Origin of the sequence: Pelagibacterium lacus (genome assembly GCF_003345525.1) — a bacterium.
Lineage (GTDB): Bacteria > Pseudomonadota > Alphaproteobacteria > Rhizobiales > Devosiaceae > Pelagibacterium > Pelagibacterium lacus.
In genome coordinates, this window is sequence record NZ_QQNH01000004.1 from 1 (window position 1) to 15,252 (window position 15,252).

The 15,252-nt window shown below is 65.6% G+C and carries 15 protein-coding genes; 7 read left to right on the forward strand and 8 right to left on the reverse strand.

Annotation, left to right across the window (positions count from 1 at the left end):
- The first annotated feature begins 145 nt into the window (after positions 1-145).
- Positions 146-1,000 (forward strand): non-homologous end joining protein Ku, encoded by an 855-nt coding sequence (gene ku / locus DVH29_RS03975; RefSeq protein ID WP_114644875.1) that lies wholly within the window; start codon positions 146-148, stop codon positions 998-1,000.
- Position 1,001: 1 nt separating this feature from the next.
- On the forward strand, positions 1,002-3,467 hold the full coding sequence (gene ligD / locus DVH29_RS03980) for a DNA ligase D (RefSeq protein ID WP_114644876.1): 2,466 nt from the start codon (positions 1,002-1,004) through the stop codon (positions 3,465-3,467).
- Here the strand turns inward: ligD and DVH29_RS03985 are convergent, their stop codons facing one another.
- Entirely contained in the window at positions 3,468-4,208 is a 741-nt protein-coding gene (locus tag DVH29_RS03985; RefSeq protein ID WP_158541552.1) for a Crp/Fnr family transcriptional regulator, read from the reverse strand.
- Between the two features lie 193 nt (positions 4,209-4,401).
- Between DVH29_RS03985 and DVH29_RS03990 the strand changes: the two genes are divergently transcribed.
- From DVH29_RS03990 to DVH29_RS04005, 4 genes are read left to right on the forward strand one after another with little or no spacing between them, the layout of a single operon-like run.
- Positions 4,402-4,797 (forward strand): response regulator, encoded by a 396-nt coding sequence (locus DVH29_RS03990; RefSeq protein ID WP_245944874.1) that lies wholly within the window; start codon positions 4,402-4,404, stop codon positions 4,795-4,797.
- Positions 4,794-5,318 carry a response regulator gene (locus DVH29_RS03995; protein WP_158541553.1) on the forward strand — a complete coding sequence of 175 codons (525 nt, stop codon included), beginning with the start codon at positions 4,794-4,796 and terminating at the stop codon, positions 5,316-5,318. Before DVH29_RS03990 ends, DVH29_RS03995 begins: the two co-directional genes overlap by 4 nt.
- Before the next feature lie 15 nt (positions 5,319-5,333).
- The gene (locus tag DVH29_RS04000) at positions 5,334-6,740 is read left to right on the forward strand and encodes a PAS domain-containing HWE histidine kinase family protein (protein ID WP_114644879.1); all 1,407 of its coding nucleotides are present in this window, start codon (positions 5,334-5,336) and stop codon (positions 6,738-6,740) included.
- Positions 6,737-7,240, forward strand: coding sequence for a DUF2231 domain-containing protein (locus DVH29_RS04005; RefSeq protein WP_114644880.1), 504 nt, complete (start codon positions 6,737-6,739; stop codon positions 7,238-7,240). The genes DVH29_RS04000 and DVH29_RS04005 overlap by 4 nt, the downstream gene beginning before the upstream one ends.
- Positions 7,241-7,253: 13 nt before the next feature.
- Here DVH29_RS04005 and DVH29_RS04010 read toward each other — a convergent pair whose 3' ends face one another.
- The 6 genes from DVH29_RS04010 to pobA form a co-directional block, all read right to left on the reverse strand.
- The gene (locus tag DVH29_RS04010; protein ID WP_114644881.1) at positions 7,254-7,598 is read right to left on the reverse strand and encodes a hypothetical protein; all 345 of its coding nucleotides are present in this window, start codon (positions 7,596-7,598) and stop codon (positions 7,254-7,256) included.
- Complete coding sequence (gene ctaD, locus DVH29_RS04015; RefSeq protein ID WP_114644882.1) at positions 7,595-10,111, reverse strand: cytochrome c oxidase subunit I; 2,517 nt, start codon at positions 10,109-10,111, stop codon at positions 7,595-7,597. Before ctaD ends, DVH29_RS04010 begins: the two co-directional genes overlap by 4 nt.
- The gene (gene coxB / locus DVH29_RS04020; RefSeq protein ID WP_114644883.1) at positions 10,108-10,791 is read right to left on the reverse strand and encodes a cytochrome c oxidase subunit II; all 684 of its coding nucleotides are present in this window, start codon (positions 10,789-10,791) and stop codon (positions 10,108-10,110) included. Before coxB ends, ctaD begins: the two co-directional genes overlap by 4 nt.
- Positions 10,788-11,300: a CopD family protein gene (locus DVH29_RS04025; RefSeq protein WP_245944875.1), complete on the reverse strand. Its 513-nt coding sequence runs from the start codon at positions 11,298-11,300 to the stop codon at positions 10,788-10,790. The genes coxB and DVH29_RS04025 overlap by 4 nt, the downstream gene beginning before the upstream one ends.
- Entirely contained in the window at positions 11,288-12,040 is a 753-nt protein-coding gene (locus DVH29_RS04030) for a cytochrome c oxidase assembly protein (protein ID WP_114644884.1), read from the reverse strand. Before DVH29_RS04030 ends, DVH29_RS04025 begins: the two co-directional genes overlap by 13 nt.
- Positions 12,041-12,154: 114 nt before the next feature.
- Positions 12,155-13,333, reverse strand: coding sequence for a 4-hydroxybenzoate 3-monooxygenase (gene pobA / locus DVH29_RS04035; protein ID WP_114644885.1), 1,179 nt, complete (start codon positions 13,331-13,333; stop codon positions 12,155-12,157).
- Positions 13,334-13,441: 108 nt separating this feature from the next.
- On the opposite strand from pobA, the gene DVH29_RS04040 reads away from it, so the two are divergent.
- Complete coding sequence (locus DVH29_RS04040; protein WP_114645058.1) at positions 13,442-14,335, forward strand: helix-turn-helix domain-containing protein; 894 nt, start codon at positions 13,442-13,444, stop codon at positions 14,333-14,335.
- On the opposite strand, the gene pcaQ is transcribed toward DVH29_RS04040, so the two are convergent.
- Positions 14,303-15,217, reverse strand: a complete 915-nt coding sequence (gene pcaQ, locus DVH29_RS04045; RefSeq protein ID WP_114644886.1) for a pca operon transcription factor PcaQ — start codon at positions 15,215-15,217, stop codon at positions 14,303-14,305. The two genes, DVH29_RS04040 and pcaQ, sit on opposite strands and share 33 nt — an antisense overlap.
- Between the last annotated feature and the right edge of the window lie 35 nt (positions 15,218-15,252).

The window sequence follows — 15,252 nt, forward strand, 5'->3', positions numbered from 1 at the left end:
CGCGCGACCCACTTCCTAAGCTTCTTGCAACTCGCCGCAGCAATGCTGTGGATGCGATGAATGTCGATTCAGCCTAGACCGGGGGAACGGAAGCCGGGGACCGGCGTTCTCCGCACATTGTGCGGAAATCTGCGAGGGAATCTCCATGCCGTCGGCGCGTCCCATCTGGAAAGGTCAATTGCGGCTTTCGCTGGTCGCCATTCCGGTCGAACTCTATTCGGCGTCCAAGACCGGGGCGCGGCTGTCGTTCCGGCAAATCCACGAGCCCTCGGGCAAGCCGATCAAATACGAGAAGGTGGTGCCGGGGGTGGGCCCGGTCGATACGGACGAAATCCTGAAAGGCTTCGAATATGAGAAGGGGGATTACGTCCTGCTGCAGGATGCGGAGATCGATGCGGTCAAGCTCGAAACCCGCAAGACGCTGGAACTGGTGCAGTTCGTGGGCGGGTGCGAGATCGACCCCATCTATTTCGACAAATCCTACTACGTGGTGCCCCAGGACGAGCTTTCCGAGGATGCGTTCCGGGTGATCCGCGACGCCCTGCGGGCGACGGAAAAGGTCGGGCTGGGGCAGATCGCCATGCGGGGCCGCGAATATATCGCCGCCATCAAGCCGTGCGGGACCGGGCTGATGCTCGAAACCCTGCATTACGAGGACGAGATCCGCAAATCCGACCCGTTCTTTTCCGGCATCTCCAAGGCCAAGGCGGAAAAGGAGCTTCTGGACGTCGCCACCGAGCTGATCGAGCGCAAGACCTCGGCGTTCGATGCGGGGCGGTTCAAGGATCACTACACCGACGCCCTGCGGGCGCTGGTGCAGAAAAAGCTCAAGTCCAAGGGCAAGCGGAAAGCGATCGCCACGGACACCGACGAACCCAGCGCCGCCGAGAGCCGGAACAATGTCATCGACCTGATGGGTGCGCTGAAATCGAGCCTTGAAGGGGAAGGCCGCAAACCCAAGCCGAAATCGGCTTCCACCACGCGCAAGAAAGCCAGCTGAAATGGCGCGGGCGCGGGATCTGCTGGACGCATATCGGGCCAAGCGCGATTTTTCCAAGACCAGCGAGCCGCAGGGCGGGACTTCGGCCGGCGGCAATATCTTCGTCGTCCAGAAGCATGATGCCACGCGGCTGCATTATGATTTCCGCCTCGAATTCGAAGGCGTGCTCAAGAGCTGGGCGGTGACGCGCGGCCCCAGCACCGACCCCGCCGACAAGCGCCTGGCGGTGCGGACCGAGGACCATCCGCTGGATTACGCGACCTTCGAGGGCACCATTCCCAAGGGCCAATATGGCGGCGGCACGGTCATGCTGTGGGATTTCGGCACCTGGGCGCCGATCGAGGACCCCAAGGCAGGCTTCAAATCGGGCAAGCTCAAGATCCGGCTCGACGGCGAGCGGATGAAGGGGGATTGGGCGCTGATCAGGATGAAACCCAGAGCGGGGGAAAAGGGCGAGAACTGGCTGCTCATCAAGGAGCACGACCGCTATGCCACCGAGGGCGGCAGCGCGCTGCTCGACGTCGAAACCAGCGTAGCGACCGGCCGCAAGATGGATGCGATCGCCCAAGGCAAGCCGCCGGCCCGCAGGGCGCGCAAAGGCGGCGGCGCCTTGCCGGGCTTCGTCGAACCGCAATTGGCGACCCTCGTCGACGGCGTGCCGGTGGGCAAGGACTGGCTGTTCGAGATGAAATATGACGGCTATCGCTGCATCGCGGCCATCGCCGGCGATGCCGTGAAGCTCTATACGCGCAACGGCCACGATTGGACCGACACATTCGCGCCCCTCGTGGCGCCGCTCGGCCAGTTGACCAAGGGCACGGCACTGATCGACGGGGAAATCTGCGCCTTCAACGCCGAGGGCAAGACCGATTTTTCCACTCTGAAGGCCCATCTCTCCGAAGGCGGACCGCTGGTGTTCTTCGTCTTCGATCTTTTGGAGCGCGACGGGACATCCTGGCGCGATCGGCCGCTTTCCGACCGCAAGCAGGCGCTGGAGAGCCTGTTGGGGCGGAGGACGCGGCACGATCCGGTGCAGTATTCGCCCGATATCGCGGGCAAGGGGCAGGAGGTGTTCGACGCCATCTGCAAGGCGGGGCATGAAGGGATCATCGCCAAGCGGGCCGATGCGCGATATGTTTCGGGGCGCGGCAAATCCTGGCTGAAGGTCAAATGCACGCTGCGGCAGGAATTCATCATCGTCGGCTGGTCGCCCTCGGAGAAGCGCAAGGGCGTATTCGCCTCGCTGCTGCTGGCCACCGAGGAGGAGGGCAGGCTGGTCTATCGTGGACGGGTGGGGACGGGGTTTTCCGACCAGATGCGCGAGGACCTGCAAGCCATGCTCGACAAGGACGCGCGCAAGACCGCGCCGCTCACCGGCGTGCCGCGGGAGATGTCGCGGGGCGTGCGCTGGGTGACCCCCCGTCTCCTGGCCGAAATCGCCTATGCCGAGCGCACGCCGGACGGCGTCTTGCGCCACCCGTCCTTTCTGGGGCTGCGCGAGGACAAGCCGGCCAAGGGCGTGGCGCTGGAAAAGCCGAAACCCGTCAAAGCGGAGGCCAGGACACAAATGCTTCGCGATGAAGACGGCATTGCCGCAGCCGAAAAAGCCGGCATCAAGCTCTCCAGCCCCGACAAGGTGCTGTATCCGGACCAGGGGGTGACCAAGGCGCGGCTGGCCGCCTATTACGCGGCGGTGGCCGACGCCATGCTGCCCTATATCGTCGATCGACCGCTGAGCCTCGTGCGCTGCCCGGCCGGGCGCGCCAAGCAGTGCTTTTTCCAAAAGCACGATACCGGCGGGTTCAGCCAGGGCATGCAGACCATCGCCATCCGGGAAAAGGACGGGGCGGAAGACGATTATTTCACCCTCAACGGCCTCGACGGGCTGCTGGCCGGGGTGCAGATGGGGGTGCTCGAATTCCATATCTGGGGCTCGCGCCGCGACAAGGTGGAAAAGCCCGACCGGCTGGTCTTCGATATCGACCCCGATGTGGGAATGGCGTTTTCCGAGGTGAAGGCGGCGGCGGTCGATATCCGCAAGCGGCTGGAGGCGATGGGGTTGCGGACTTATCCGCTGCTCACCGGAGGCAAGGGCATCCATGTGGTCGCGCCCCTGACGCGACGGGCCGAATGGCCGCAGGTCAAGGCCTTCGCCTCGGGGTTTGCCAAGCGGATGGAAGAGGACGAGCCGGAGCGCTTCACCGCCAACCTTTCGAAAAAGGCCCGCAAGGGGCGGCTGTTCGTCGACTATCTGCGCAATGAGCGCGGCTCGACGGCCATCGCGCCCTATTCGACCCGGGCGCGGGAGGGAGCGCCATGCGCCGTGCCGGTCACGTGGGATGAGCTCGGGGCGATCACGGCGGCCAATGGATTTTCGCTCGACGATGCGGTGGCGCGGGCGCTGGGGAAAAATCCCTGGCCCGATTACCACGAACTGCGCCAGGGCCTGCCGAAACGCGATGCCTGATCAGGCCGGAATGGCGGTGAGCGAAGGCGTTTCCCGCAGGTGCAGATAGGCGGGGGAAAAGACGCCCTGTTCGGCGAGGCCGGGAAAATCGAGGATCTCGACCATGCCGCCCTGAAAGACGATGCGGCCGCTGCGCCGCAATTCCTGCAAGGTCCGGTTGACGTGGACGGTGGAGAGCCCCAGCACATCGGCCAGTTCGCTCTGGGTCAGGGGGAGCGCGAAGCGCGCGCCCTCGCAGCGCTCGACCGCGTTGAGGCGGAGATAGATCTCGCACAAAAGATGCGCGGTCCGCTCCATGGCCGAGCGCTTGCCGACGCTGACCAGCCATTCGCGGGAGATCGATTCCTCGACCAGCGTCGTGCTCCACAAGGCGGTGGTGACTCGGGGATAGTGTTCGAGCAGGGCAAAGAGGCTGTCATTGGGGATGGCGTTGAGGCCAATGGGCGAGAGGGCTGCCACGGGCGGCTGCAGGCCGCCGAGCACGAACTGGCGCAGATCGACGAGGTCGCCGGGCAGGAGCAGCGACAGGATCTGCCGCCGCCCATCGGGAAGATCGCGATAGCGGCAGGCAAAGCCGTCGGCGATCACGTGCACGTGGTGATCGAGCAGCTTGCCGGCCAGCATGGTGTTGCGGCCCGAAAAGGAGCGGGATTGGGAAACCAGATTGGCGAGGGCGGCGCGCTCGGCGCTGTTGAGCGAAACGTGGGAATGGAGACGGGCGATAAGCAGTTCGTTCGCCATTGCGGCCGGGCCTCTATCCATTGCTGTTTCCTGAAAATCGAGCCCAATAACCTGTGTTAACGCCGCAAGGATTTTTGGCACCCGGAGGCGCTGAAGCGGTCCTTGCTGTCCCAAGGGAACGTTGATGGGTTTCGGACGTTCCATTTCGCATGGTGCCAGAAGGCAGTGGCATTTCGCGAAGCAGGGGCACAGAATGGAGACTCTGTCCGGCATCTCCGGATTGACCGTCATGGTCGTCGAGGATGAATATCTCATCGCCCTCAACCTGGAGATGGCGCTTGAGGAGCATGGCGCGCGCGTCGTCGGCCCTTTCCCCAGAGTGGCGGAAGCGCTCGACCATCTGGCCAGTATGGGGCTGCCCGATATCGCGGTGCTCGACATCAATGTGGCCGGCACGCCGGTCTTTCCGGTCGCCGAGCGGCTTGCGGCGGAGGGCGTGCCGTTCGTCTTCGCCACCGGATATGACAAATGGACCCTGCCGCCGGCCTTTGGCGACGTGCCGCGGCTTTCAAAGCCCACCGATCCGGCCCAACTGGTCCAGTCCCTGATGCGGGCGGCGCGGTGCAAGGAGACGGGGAGGGTGGCATGACACAGACCGCTGCGCGGAGCGAGACCAACGACATCACCGGCAAATGCGTTCTCGTGGTGGAGGACGATTACGTGCTGGCCCGGGAGGTGTGCAACGATCTGCGCCGGCACGGGGCCAATGTGCTGGGGCCGGCCCCGACCGTCCATTACGCCAATCTGATCATGGGCAAGCGCAAGCTCGATGGGGCCATTCTCGACATCAAGCTGTTCGGCGAGGAGGTGTACGAACTCGTCGACGTGCTGATGGCGCGCGGCGTGCCGATCGTCTTTGCCACCGCCTACCAGCCCGACCAGATCGATGCGCGCTATCGGCGCTTCGATGTGATGACCAAGCCGCTCGACTATACGACCCTGCGGCGCAAGGTGGCCAATTTCCGTCCGCAGCCTCCGACAAAGCAGGTTGTCGACGCTCCGGCTTTTCCCCATGCGGCGCCGGTGGCCTATGGGACCGGCACGGGCGCCATCACCGACAGGGAGCGGTGGGCGCGGATGATGCTCGCCGCGATGCGACTGCGGAAGTGACCGAAAGGGCCTGAGATGAGCAACGACAGAGTGCCCGCCGGCCGTTCGCAGGGGCCTCTTGCCGAGGGCGATGAGCGCTATCGCCTGATCGTCGAAAACGCGCGCGACTATGCGATCTTCACCGCCGACCTCGACGGGATCGTCGATAGCTGGCCGCCGGGTGCCGAAAGCGTCTTCGGCTGGCCGGCCGAGGCCATTATCGGCAAGCCGGCCGCGCTTTTGTTCGTGCCCGAGGATCGGGAGGCGGGGGCGCCCGAGCAGGAGTTCGAAACGGCGCTCCGGTATGGCCGTGCGCCGGATGTGCGCTGGCACCAGCATCGGAACGGGGCGCGGGTCTTCATCGAGGGCGCCGTTTGGCCGATCGCCGGCGACGACGGGGCGCCCAAGGGCTTCCTCAAGATCGGGCAGGACATGACGCTGCGGCGCCGGAGCGAAATCGCCCTGGTGGAAAGCGAGGAGCGCTTCCGGCTGCTGGCCACCACCGTGCCGCATCTGGTGTTCCGGTCGACGGCCAGCGGACGGCGCACCTGGGCCAGCCCGCAATGGGCGGCCTATACCGGAATGAGCGATGCGGAATCCGAGGGCTTCGGGTGGCTGGAAGCCATCCATCCGGACGATCGCGAGCGGGCGGTGGGGAGTTGGGACGACGCCTCCAGCGACGGCGAATCCTATTATGGCGAGCATCGCATCCGGCGCTGGGACGGCCATTATCGCTGGCATCAGTCGCGGGCCGTGCCCTTGCGCGATTCGGGGGAGAATACCGAGGAATGGGTGGGGTCGGCCGCCGACATCCACGACATGCGCGAATTGCAGGAGCGCCAGACGATCCTGGTCGGCGAATTGCAGCACCGGACGCGGAACCTCTTGGCGGTGGTGCGCTCGCTGGCGGTGCAGACCGTCGATGCGGTGGATACGCTGGACGATTTCCGCACCGCCTTCGACAACCGGCTGGGCGCGCTCTCCCGGGTGCAGGGCCTGTTGTCGCGCACCGATACGCGGCCAGTGACCGTCGAGCAATTGCTGCGGATCGAGCTCGGGGCGGTGGCGTCGAACTGGGAGCAGATCACCCTCGAGGGGCCGCGGGTGCTGGTGGCGGATGGCAGCCTGCAGACGCTGATGCTGGTGATCCACGAATTGAGCACCAATGCCGTCCGGCATGGCGGGCTTGCCTCGCCGGCGGGGCGGCTGGCGGTGACGTGGTCCAAGACTGAAGACGGGGGCGAGGGCGGGCTTCTGATCATCGACTGGCGCGAGGAGTTTCCCCGGCGCCGCATCGATCCGGATCGGCCGCGCGGCTTCGGGCGGCAGTTGATCGAGGAGGCGATCCCCTATCAGTTGGAGGCGCAAACCGAGTTCCGGCTCGAGGAGGATTCGCTGCATTGCGTCCTGACCCTGCCGCTTGATTCCCAGGACGAGCCATGAGCGAGGCGGACGACAAGCGCGACAGCCCGGTCATCGCCGAGGTGATGGAAGACAGCGTGCAATCGGCCGTCGCGGTCGCGGGGCATCCCATACACGCCATGATGGTGCACTTTCCGATTGCGCTGGTGTTCGCGACGCTGGGAGCCGACATCTTCTACTGGTGGACCGCCGATCCCTTCTGGGTGCGGGCCGGGGTGTGGTCGGCAGGCTTTGCCTTCTGGTTCGGCGTGGCGGCCGGGCTCGCGGGCACGGCGGAACTGGTTCTGGTCAAGGGCATTCGCGGGCGCGTGGGCAGCTGGACCCATGCCATCGCGGCCATGACATTGCTGGCCATCGCCGGCACCAATTGGGGGTTGCGGCTGTCCTTCGAGGATGCGGTGCTGCCGGCCGGGCTGGCCCTCTCGGTGCTCGCCGCCCTGTTCACCGGCCTTGCGGGATATCATGGCGGCAAGCTGGTGTTCGATCATGGGGTCGGCATACTGGTCGATCCGAACGAATGATCGCCGCGATGTTTCAGATGCACAGCGAGACGGCAAGGCCGGGCACAAATGTCCCCAGCGAGGCGGCGAGGGCGGAAAGGGCGGTATAGGTGCCGATCTGCGCCAGACTCGCGGCCGGGGCCGGCTGGTGTCGGGCCCGTCCCGTCCAGAAGCGCCATATCCGGAACGATGCGAGCGTCGAGAGGGCCAGAAACCCCAGGGCCAGCGCTATGAGCACCATGCGCTGCGCCCCCATGTCCCAGCCGAAGGCGCAGCCGATGGCATTGGCGGCGTAGAGCGTCACGAAGGCGATGCTCCAGATGACGAAGCCGAGGGGGATCAGCAGCAGATAGAGCGGGGGAACGTCGCTCCGGCTCATCGTGCGGCCTCCAGGGCGCCGATCAGGCCGGGCATGGCGAGGATCAGCGCCACGCCGAGAAGGCCGGTCACGAGAGTGAAATCGTGCCACATCAGGTTGAGCCGCAGGGGCAGGGGGCGCCGGGCGGAGACATAGCCCCAGCGATAGCGCAGCAGCGCATTGAGACCGCAGAACAGCCCCAGCGCCGCATGCAGCCAGCTATAGCCGAGCAGCGCCGCCATCGTGGCCATATGGGCGTGGGCGGTGGGATCGGGCAGGGCGGCAAGGGCCAGCGACAGGACGATGAGGGCGGCGATGTCGAGGCCCATGCCGACCGAAAGCTGCAATCGCGGATCGCGGCCCGAGGCGTTTGTCCCTTGCGCCCACCGGCTGGCCAGCGAGGCGAGCCCGAGGGCCGGGAGGACGAGCCACAGCCACAGGGAAGGGCCGACGATCTGCGGCGGGGGCCAGGCGGGGGCGACGAGCCAGAGATAGAGCGCGCCGAACAGCAATGCGGCAAAGCCGGTGCCGTTCGCGGCGAGGCCAATGACCATGGCCCAATATGCGGACGGGCCGGACACTTCCGCGTCGGGCGGAGCGGTTTCGCCCTTGCCGATGGCGATCGGGCCGCAATCCTCCCGCTCCCCCTTCTCCCGCGACCAGAAGAGGAAACTGGCAAAGGTGGCAAGGGCAAAGAGGAGGGCGATGATGTAGAACTTGAACAGCATCGCGAGGACGACGCCGGTGGTCAGGGCGCCCGAGATGAAGGGCAGATAGGTTGGCGAGGGCAGGATGGCGACGTGTTCGACGCGGCCGGTGGTCATGTCGACGCCGAGGGTTTCGAGGCGGTTCTTGCGCACGAAACCGAGATAGCCCTGCCCGCCCGCCAATTGCGGTCCGAGGGTGTCGGGATCGGCCTCCTCGGCATGGCCGGTCACGGTCGGCAGGGAGGCGAAGGCGTAGGATGTGGGGCGGGTGGGCATGGCCCAGTCCAGCGTCGGCGCGCGCCACAGATTGCGGCGGAAGCGGCGGCCGAAGCGGAAATGGAGGACGATATCCATGGCGAACAGGGCAAATCCCATGGTGAGGATGAAGCCGCTGACGCTGGAGAGCAGATTGAGCCAATCCCAGCCGAAATTGGAAGGATAGGTATAGACGCGGCGCGGCATGCCCATCAGCCCGGTGAGATGCATCATGAAGAAGGTGAGGTTGAAGCCGATGAAGATCAGCCAGAAGGCTGGCACCGATATGCGATGCACCGATTGCCGCCCCGTGACATGCGGCAGCCAGTAATAGGCTGCGGCGAGCATGGGGAACACGAAGCCGCCCACCAGTACGTAATGGAGATGGGCGACGACGAAATAACTGTCATGGGCCTGCTGGTCGAAGGGCACCATGGCCAGCATGACCCCGGTCAGGCCTCCGATGACGAAAACGAGGAAAAACCCCATGACGTAGAGCATGGGCACCTCGAAGCGCGGGCGGCCATGGGCGAGGGTGGCCAGCCAGGCAAAAATCTGCACCGCAGTGGGAATGGCGACCAGCGCGCTGGCGGCCGAAAAGAAGGCGAGGGCCAGGTGCGGGATGCCCACCGTGAACATGTGGTGGACCCAGAGCCCGAAGGACAGGAAGGCAAGGGCGACGATGGCGGCGATGATGGCGTGGTAGCCGACGATGCGGCGCTGGGCGAAGACCGGGATGATGGTCGAGAGCGCCCCGGCGGCGGGCAGGAAGATGATATAGACCTCGGGGTGCCCGAACAGCCAGAACAGGTGCTGCCACAATAAGGCATCGCCGCCGCGCGTCGGATCGAAGAAGGGCAGGCCGAAGGCGCGTTCGAGCTCGAGCAGGATCGAGCCCAGAATGAGCGGGGGGAAGCCGAACACCATCATCATCGCCGTCACCAGCATGTACCAGGCAAAGAGCGGCATGCGCCCCAGCGCCATGCCGGGCGCGCGCAGCTTCAGGATGGAGACGGTGATCTCGATGGCCGCAGAGAGGGCGGAGATCTCGACGAAGGTGACGCCCAGCAGCCAGATATCGGCGTTGATGCCGGGGGTGTAGGGCTGGGAGGAGAGCGGGGTATACATGAACCAGCCGCTATTGGGCGCCACCCCGAACAGCATGGACGCGACGATGATGATGCCGCCGAACAGATAGCACCAATAGCCATAGGCGGTGAGGCGCGGAAACGCCATGTCGCGGGCTCCGAGCATTTTTGGCAGCAGATAGATGGCCAGCCCCTCCAGCATGGGAATGGCAAACAGGAACATCATCAGCGTGCCATGCATGGAAAAGAGCTGGTTGTAGATCTCCGGCCCGACAAAGGCGGCGTGCGGGCTGGCGAGCTGGGCGCGGATCAGCATGGCGAGCACGCCGCCAATGGCAAAGAACACGAAGGCGGTCAGCATGAACCGCTTGCCCAGAACCGTATGGTTGACCGCGGAGAGGCGCTGCCAGCCGGGTCCGGTGCCCCAGATGCGTTCGAGCGCCTTGTGCAGGCGAATGGGGGAGAGAGGGGGAGATTCGCTCATGGGGCGGCCTCCAGGACGGCCTGGCGGTAATCTTGGGGGGCGTGGGCCTCGACGCGGAAGCGCATGGTGGTGTGTCCGTCGCCGCAGAATTCGGCGCAGACCCCCTCATAGGTGCCGGGGCGGTCGGCCTGGATGCGGATGACATTGCGATGGCCGGGAATGGCGTCGATCTTGCCCGCCAGCCGCGGCACCCAGAAGGAATGAACCACGTCCCCGCTGGTGACGACGATATCGACCGGCGCGCCGGCCGGGATGTGAAGGGTTGGCGTGGTGGCTGCGCCTGCGATGTCGGGATAGGAGAACTGCCATTGCCACATGATCCCATGGGCCGAAACGCGCGGGGGCGGATCGGCGAGGGCATGCGGCAACAGCCTTTCGCCGATATAGAGGGCGAAGCCGACCAGAAGGGTGAGCAGGACGCCGGGCATGACCAACCCGCCCAGGACCACCCAGCGCATGGGGGCGAGGGACCGCCCGAAACCGGGCCGGAGCCAGACAAGCGCCCAAAGACCGCCGACGAGGAGGAACAGCAGCACGCTGGCCCAGAACATCACCCACCACAGATTGGCGACGGCATCGGCGGACGGACCGGCCGGATCGAGGGTCGAGAGCGGTCCGGCGCAGGCCGAGAGCGAGGCGGAAGCCAGGGCGAGGGGCGGCAATATGCGGGCGCGTTTCATAGCCCGACCCAACCGAGGACGGGGGACGCCAGATTGGATAATCGGCCCGGAGCCAGCCAGTCGGGGGCCAGGGCATCGAGATCGATGCCGGGCTTGGCCGAAACGAGGGTCAGGATGGCGGTGACCACGGTGAGGCTGCATCCGGTGACGATCACCGATCGCAGCCGCGAATATCGGGCCGATTTATCGAACAGCTTGAGGATCATTACTCCGCTCAGGATGTGGATCACCACCATCAGCCCCACCAGGACGAGCTTGAGCATGAACCAGGGTTCGAAGGTGGTGCGCAGGAAGATCAACGCCGTGCCGCTGCCGATGGCCACGAAGGCGGTGGGCGACAGGATCGCGACATAGAGCAGCCGGACCATGGCGTGCAGCCGGTGCAGGGCCTCCTCATGGCCCACATCCTTGCGCTGGGCAAAGAGAAAGGGGAGGCAGACCAGCCCGGCGGCCCAGACGGCGATGGCGGCGATATGGACGAATTTGAGCAGCGTCGTCAGCGCGTCCATCCGGCCCTCGTCTCCGGTCCGCGCCCGACCAGGCGATTGAGCAGATGAACGCCGACGCCGATATAGGGCAGGGCGGCGGGGACCCACATCACCAGCCCGGCCAATTGCTGGTCCGAGAGAGCGGAAAGCCCGAAGGCGCCGGTGGTGGCGAGGTGGGGCGCGTAGATCGCAAAGGGGCTGAACACCAGCAAGGCTCCGAGGAGGCCCATCTGCGCCACGAAGGCGATGAGTGCCACGATGGCCGGGGCGGTGCGGGAGAGCGGGGAGAGGATTTCGCGCCAGAACAGATATGCCGTGCCGAGCAGGCTCGCCTGCATCAGCCAATAAGGGAAGGCGCCGTAAATGGCCCATTGATAGGTGCTGGGCGCGTGCCAGAGCCAGAGGGTAAGGCCGGCCAGCAGCGTTACAGGGGCCAGCGGCAGCAGCGGCCCTCCGCGCCAGGGCAGGGCCGTCGCCAGCAGGGGCGCGATAACGGCGACCAGCACCATGTGATGGGCGACGCGGGCGGAGAAAAGCGCCGTGGTGAGCGCGCACAGGGGCGAGAGGAAGGCCAGGGCAATGAGCGCCAGGGCCGCCGAGATGGCCATGCGCCCCACCCGGTCGCGGCGGCCGGCATGGAGCCAAGCCAAGGCGAGCCCGGCGATCAGCAGGATCGCGACGGGATCGAACGTCCACCGCGTCCACACATCGGACGGAATGGGTGGCGGGCCGCAATAAGGCTCCAATGTGCCAAAAACCATGACCGCGACATCCCCCTCTGGCGATCAGCGAAAGCCGGTATGGATGTGCAATGGAGCAGCGCGGCGATTGTTCCGGCCAAGCCCATGATTTTTTGGGACTATGCGGCGGGGGTGCTATCCGGCCGACAGCCTGAATCCGGTGTAGTTTTCCGCCAGTGATTGCTGCGCGATGCGGGAGGCGGAGAGATAGTCGAAATCGGCGCGCTGGATGCGGCGGCCGAAATCGCCGCTTTCGGGGAAGGTGTGCAGCAATTGCGTCATCCACCACGAGAAGCGCTCGGTGCGCCAGGTGTTGGCCAATACGCGGGCGGAATAGGCATCGATGCCGGCGGAGGACTTGTCGGCGAAGAATTCGACCAGGGCCTCGCCGAGGACTTTTACGTCATGGATGGCCATGTTGAGGCCCTTGGCGCCCGTGGGGGGCACGATATGGGCGGCGTCGCCGGCCAGGAACAGCTTGCCGAACCGCAGCGGCTCGACGACGAAGGATCGCAAGGGGGCGATGGATTTCTCGATCGAGGGGCCGGTTCTGAGCTGCTCGGCGATCTCGGGGTTGAGGCGGGCCCGCAATTCGTCCCAGAAGCGGGAGTCGGACCAGTTCGCCACGGTCTCGCTGGCGTCGACCTGGACGTAATAGCGCGAGCGGGTGTGCGAGCGCATGGAGCACAGGGCAAATCCGCGTTCGTGGTGGGCGTAGATCAGTTCTTCGGCGACCGGGGGCTGGTCCACCATGACGCCGAGCCAGCCGAAGGGATAGATCCGCTCGAACGCCTTGATGGAGCGTTCGGGGACCGATGCGCGCGAGACGCCGTGAAAACCGTCGCAGCCTGCGATGACATCGCAGTGGATTTCGACGGTCTCGCCGTTCTTTTCGAACGTCACTTTCGGATTGGGGCCATCGATATCGTGCAGCGCGACGTTCTCGGCCTCGTAGATGGTGAGGGCGCCGGAGGCGGAGCGGGCATCCATCAGGTCGTGGGTGACCTCGGTCTGGCCATAGACCATGACGCGGCGGCCGACGAGATCGGCGAAGTCGATGCGCAGCATGTCGCCGTCGAAGGACATCTCCGCGCCCTCATGCACGATGCCCTCGGCGTCCATGCGGGCGCCGACGCCGAGTTCGCGCAGCAGGTCGACCGAGCTCTGCTCGAGAACGCCGGCGCGGATGCGGCCGAGCACATAGTCGGCACTGCGGCGCTCGACGACGATCGCGTCGATGCCGGCCCGCTCGAGCAGGCGGCCGAGCGTGAGGCCGGCCGGGCCGGCTCCGATTATTGCAACTTGGGTGCGCATCGCTTCTCCATTCCCTGGCCGGGTCCACGGCCTATTTTCGGGTCAGGATGGTCGGGGCGATGTCGATTGCCAATGGACAAGCTCAACATAGAGTTGGATTATCACAACATGAGTGCGATCCCGACATACGCCCTTTACGGCGAAGATCAGAGCCATGACGAAAGCTGGCTGCACTGGGAAACCATCACGTCGCGGTCGCGGCTGTACGGGTTTCGCATATCGCCGCATCGCCATGACCAGCTCTATCAGATTCTCTATATCGAGACGGGAGAGGCCAGCGTCATGCTGGATGGCCACACGGTGGAGGTGGCGCCGCCGGCCCTGGTCATCGTGCCGCCCATGGCGGTGCACAGCTTCGTGTTCAGCACCGATGTCACCGGCTTCGTCCTGACGCTCTTCGCGCAGGATGTGCGCTCGGCGCTGGCCGAGATCGGCCCCCATGCCAACGGCCTCATGCAGTCGCGCATACTCTCGCCCATGGAAGGGGTGGTGGAGAGGGACGAACTCGACCTCACGGTGAAGCGGCTGGTGACCGAGGCCGACCGGAAGGCGCCGGGACAGGTGGCGGCCCTGCGGGCGCGGCTGACCCTCTTGCTGATCGCGGCGCATCGGCTCGACGTGGCGGCGGCGCGCCAGCAAAGCGCGCAGCAGGCGACGTCGGAACGCCATGCGCGCGCCTTTCTCGCCCTTGTGGACCAGCATTATCGCGACACGCGCAAGATCGGCTTTTATGCCGGGAAGCTGGGGATAACGCCGACCCATCTCAACCGGGTGTGCCGGCAGATCCTCGGGACCTCCGCCCTGGCGGTGATCGAAAAGCGCATCATCGTGGAAGCGCGGCGATACCTGCAATTCAGCCCGTTGAGCGTCAAGGAGATCGGCATCCTGCTCGGCTATCCCGATCCCGCCTATTTCAGCCGCTTCTTTGCTCGCAGCGTTGGCTATGGGCCGCAGGCGCTGCGCGACGGCCTAGCGGGCCAGCCGGCGCGCGACGGCGCGTAGGGCCTGGCTGAGGATTTCGAGGGAGGCATTGGTCTGCGCGCCCTCGCGCCGGGTGAGGCCGACCGCGCCCCGGGTCTCGGCGGTATCGAGCGGCAGGAGGCGCAGCCGCCCGGCGCGAACATCGCGGGCCACGACGCCATCGGAAATCACCCAGACCGCGTCGGTCTGCTCCACGAAGGCCTGGCCGAAGGAATCCGACACGGTCTCGATGGTGTGGGGCAATTCGGCCATGCCATGGGAGAGCAGGTAGCGATCGACGAAGGGCCGGATCACCGATTCGCGGGTGGGCATCAGGATCGGGAAATCGCGCAGGCGCGAGAAATCGAACCGGGGCCGGGCGAGCAGGGGATGCCCGTCGCGGACGACGAAACGCACCTGTTCGGAATAGAGATATTCAAAGCTCAGGCCATGCATCTGTTCGGCGGCGGCGAGGCGGCCGATGACCAGATCGAGCCGCCCCATGCGCAGATGATCCAGTAGCACCCGGTTCTCGCCGGTGACGATCTTGATCGGGCTGTCGGTCTTCTCGGCGAGGAAGGCCTGGACCGCCGCCGGCATGATGTGGGCGGAGACGGTGGGCAGGGCGCCGATATTGAGCGGAGGGCCGGCATCGATGCGGGAGAGGCCGTCCACCCCCTGCTGTAGGGCGGCGACCGAAGCGCCTGCATGGCGCAGGAAAACTTCGCCATATTGGGTGATCCTTATGCCGCGCCCGTCGCGTTCGACCAGCTTCTTGCCCAGGATGGTCTCGAGCTCGCGCAGGGTCTTGGTCACCGCGGGCTGGCTGACGCCCAGCACATCGGCAGCCTTGCCGACCGAATTCTGGCGCGCCGTCTCGATCAGGGTGCGCAAATGCCGGAAGCGGATGCGGCTTTCGATCATCGTTCAATCCATGACTGATAGGTTATTTATAGGGC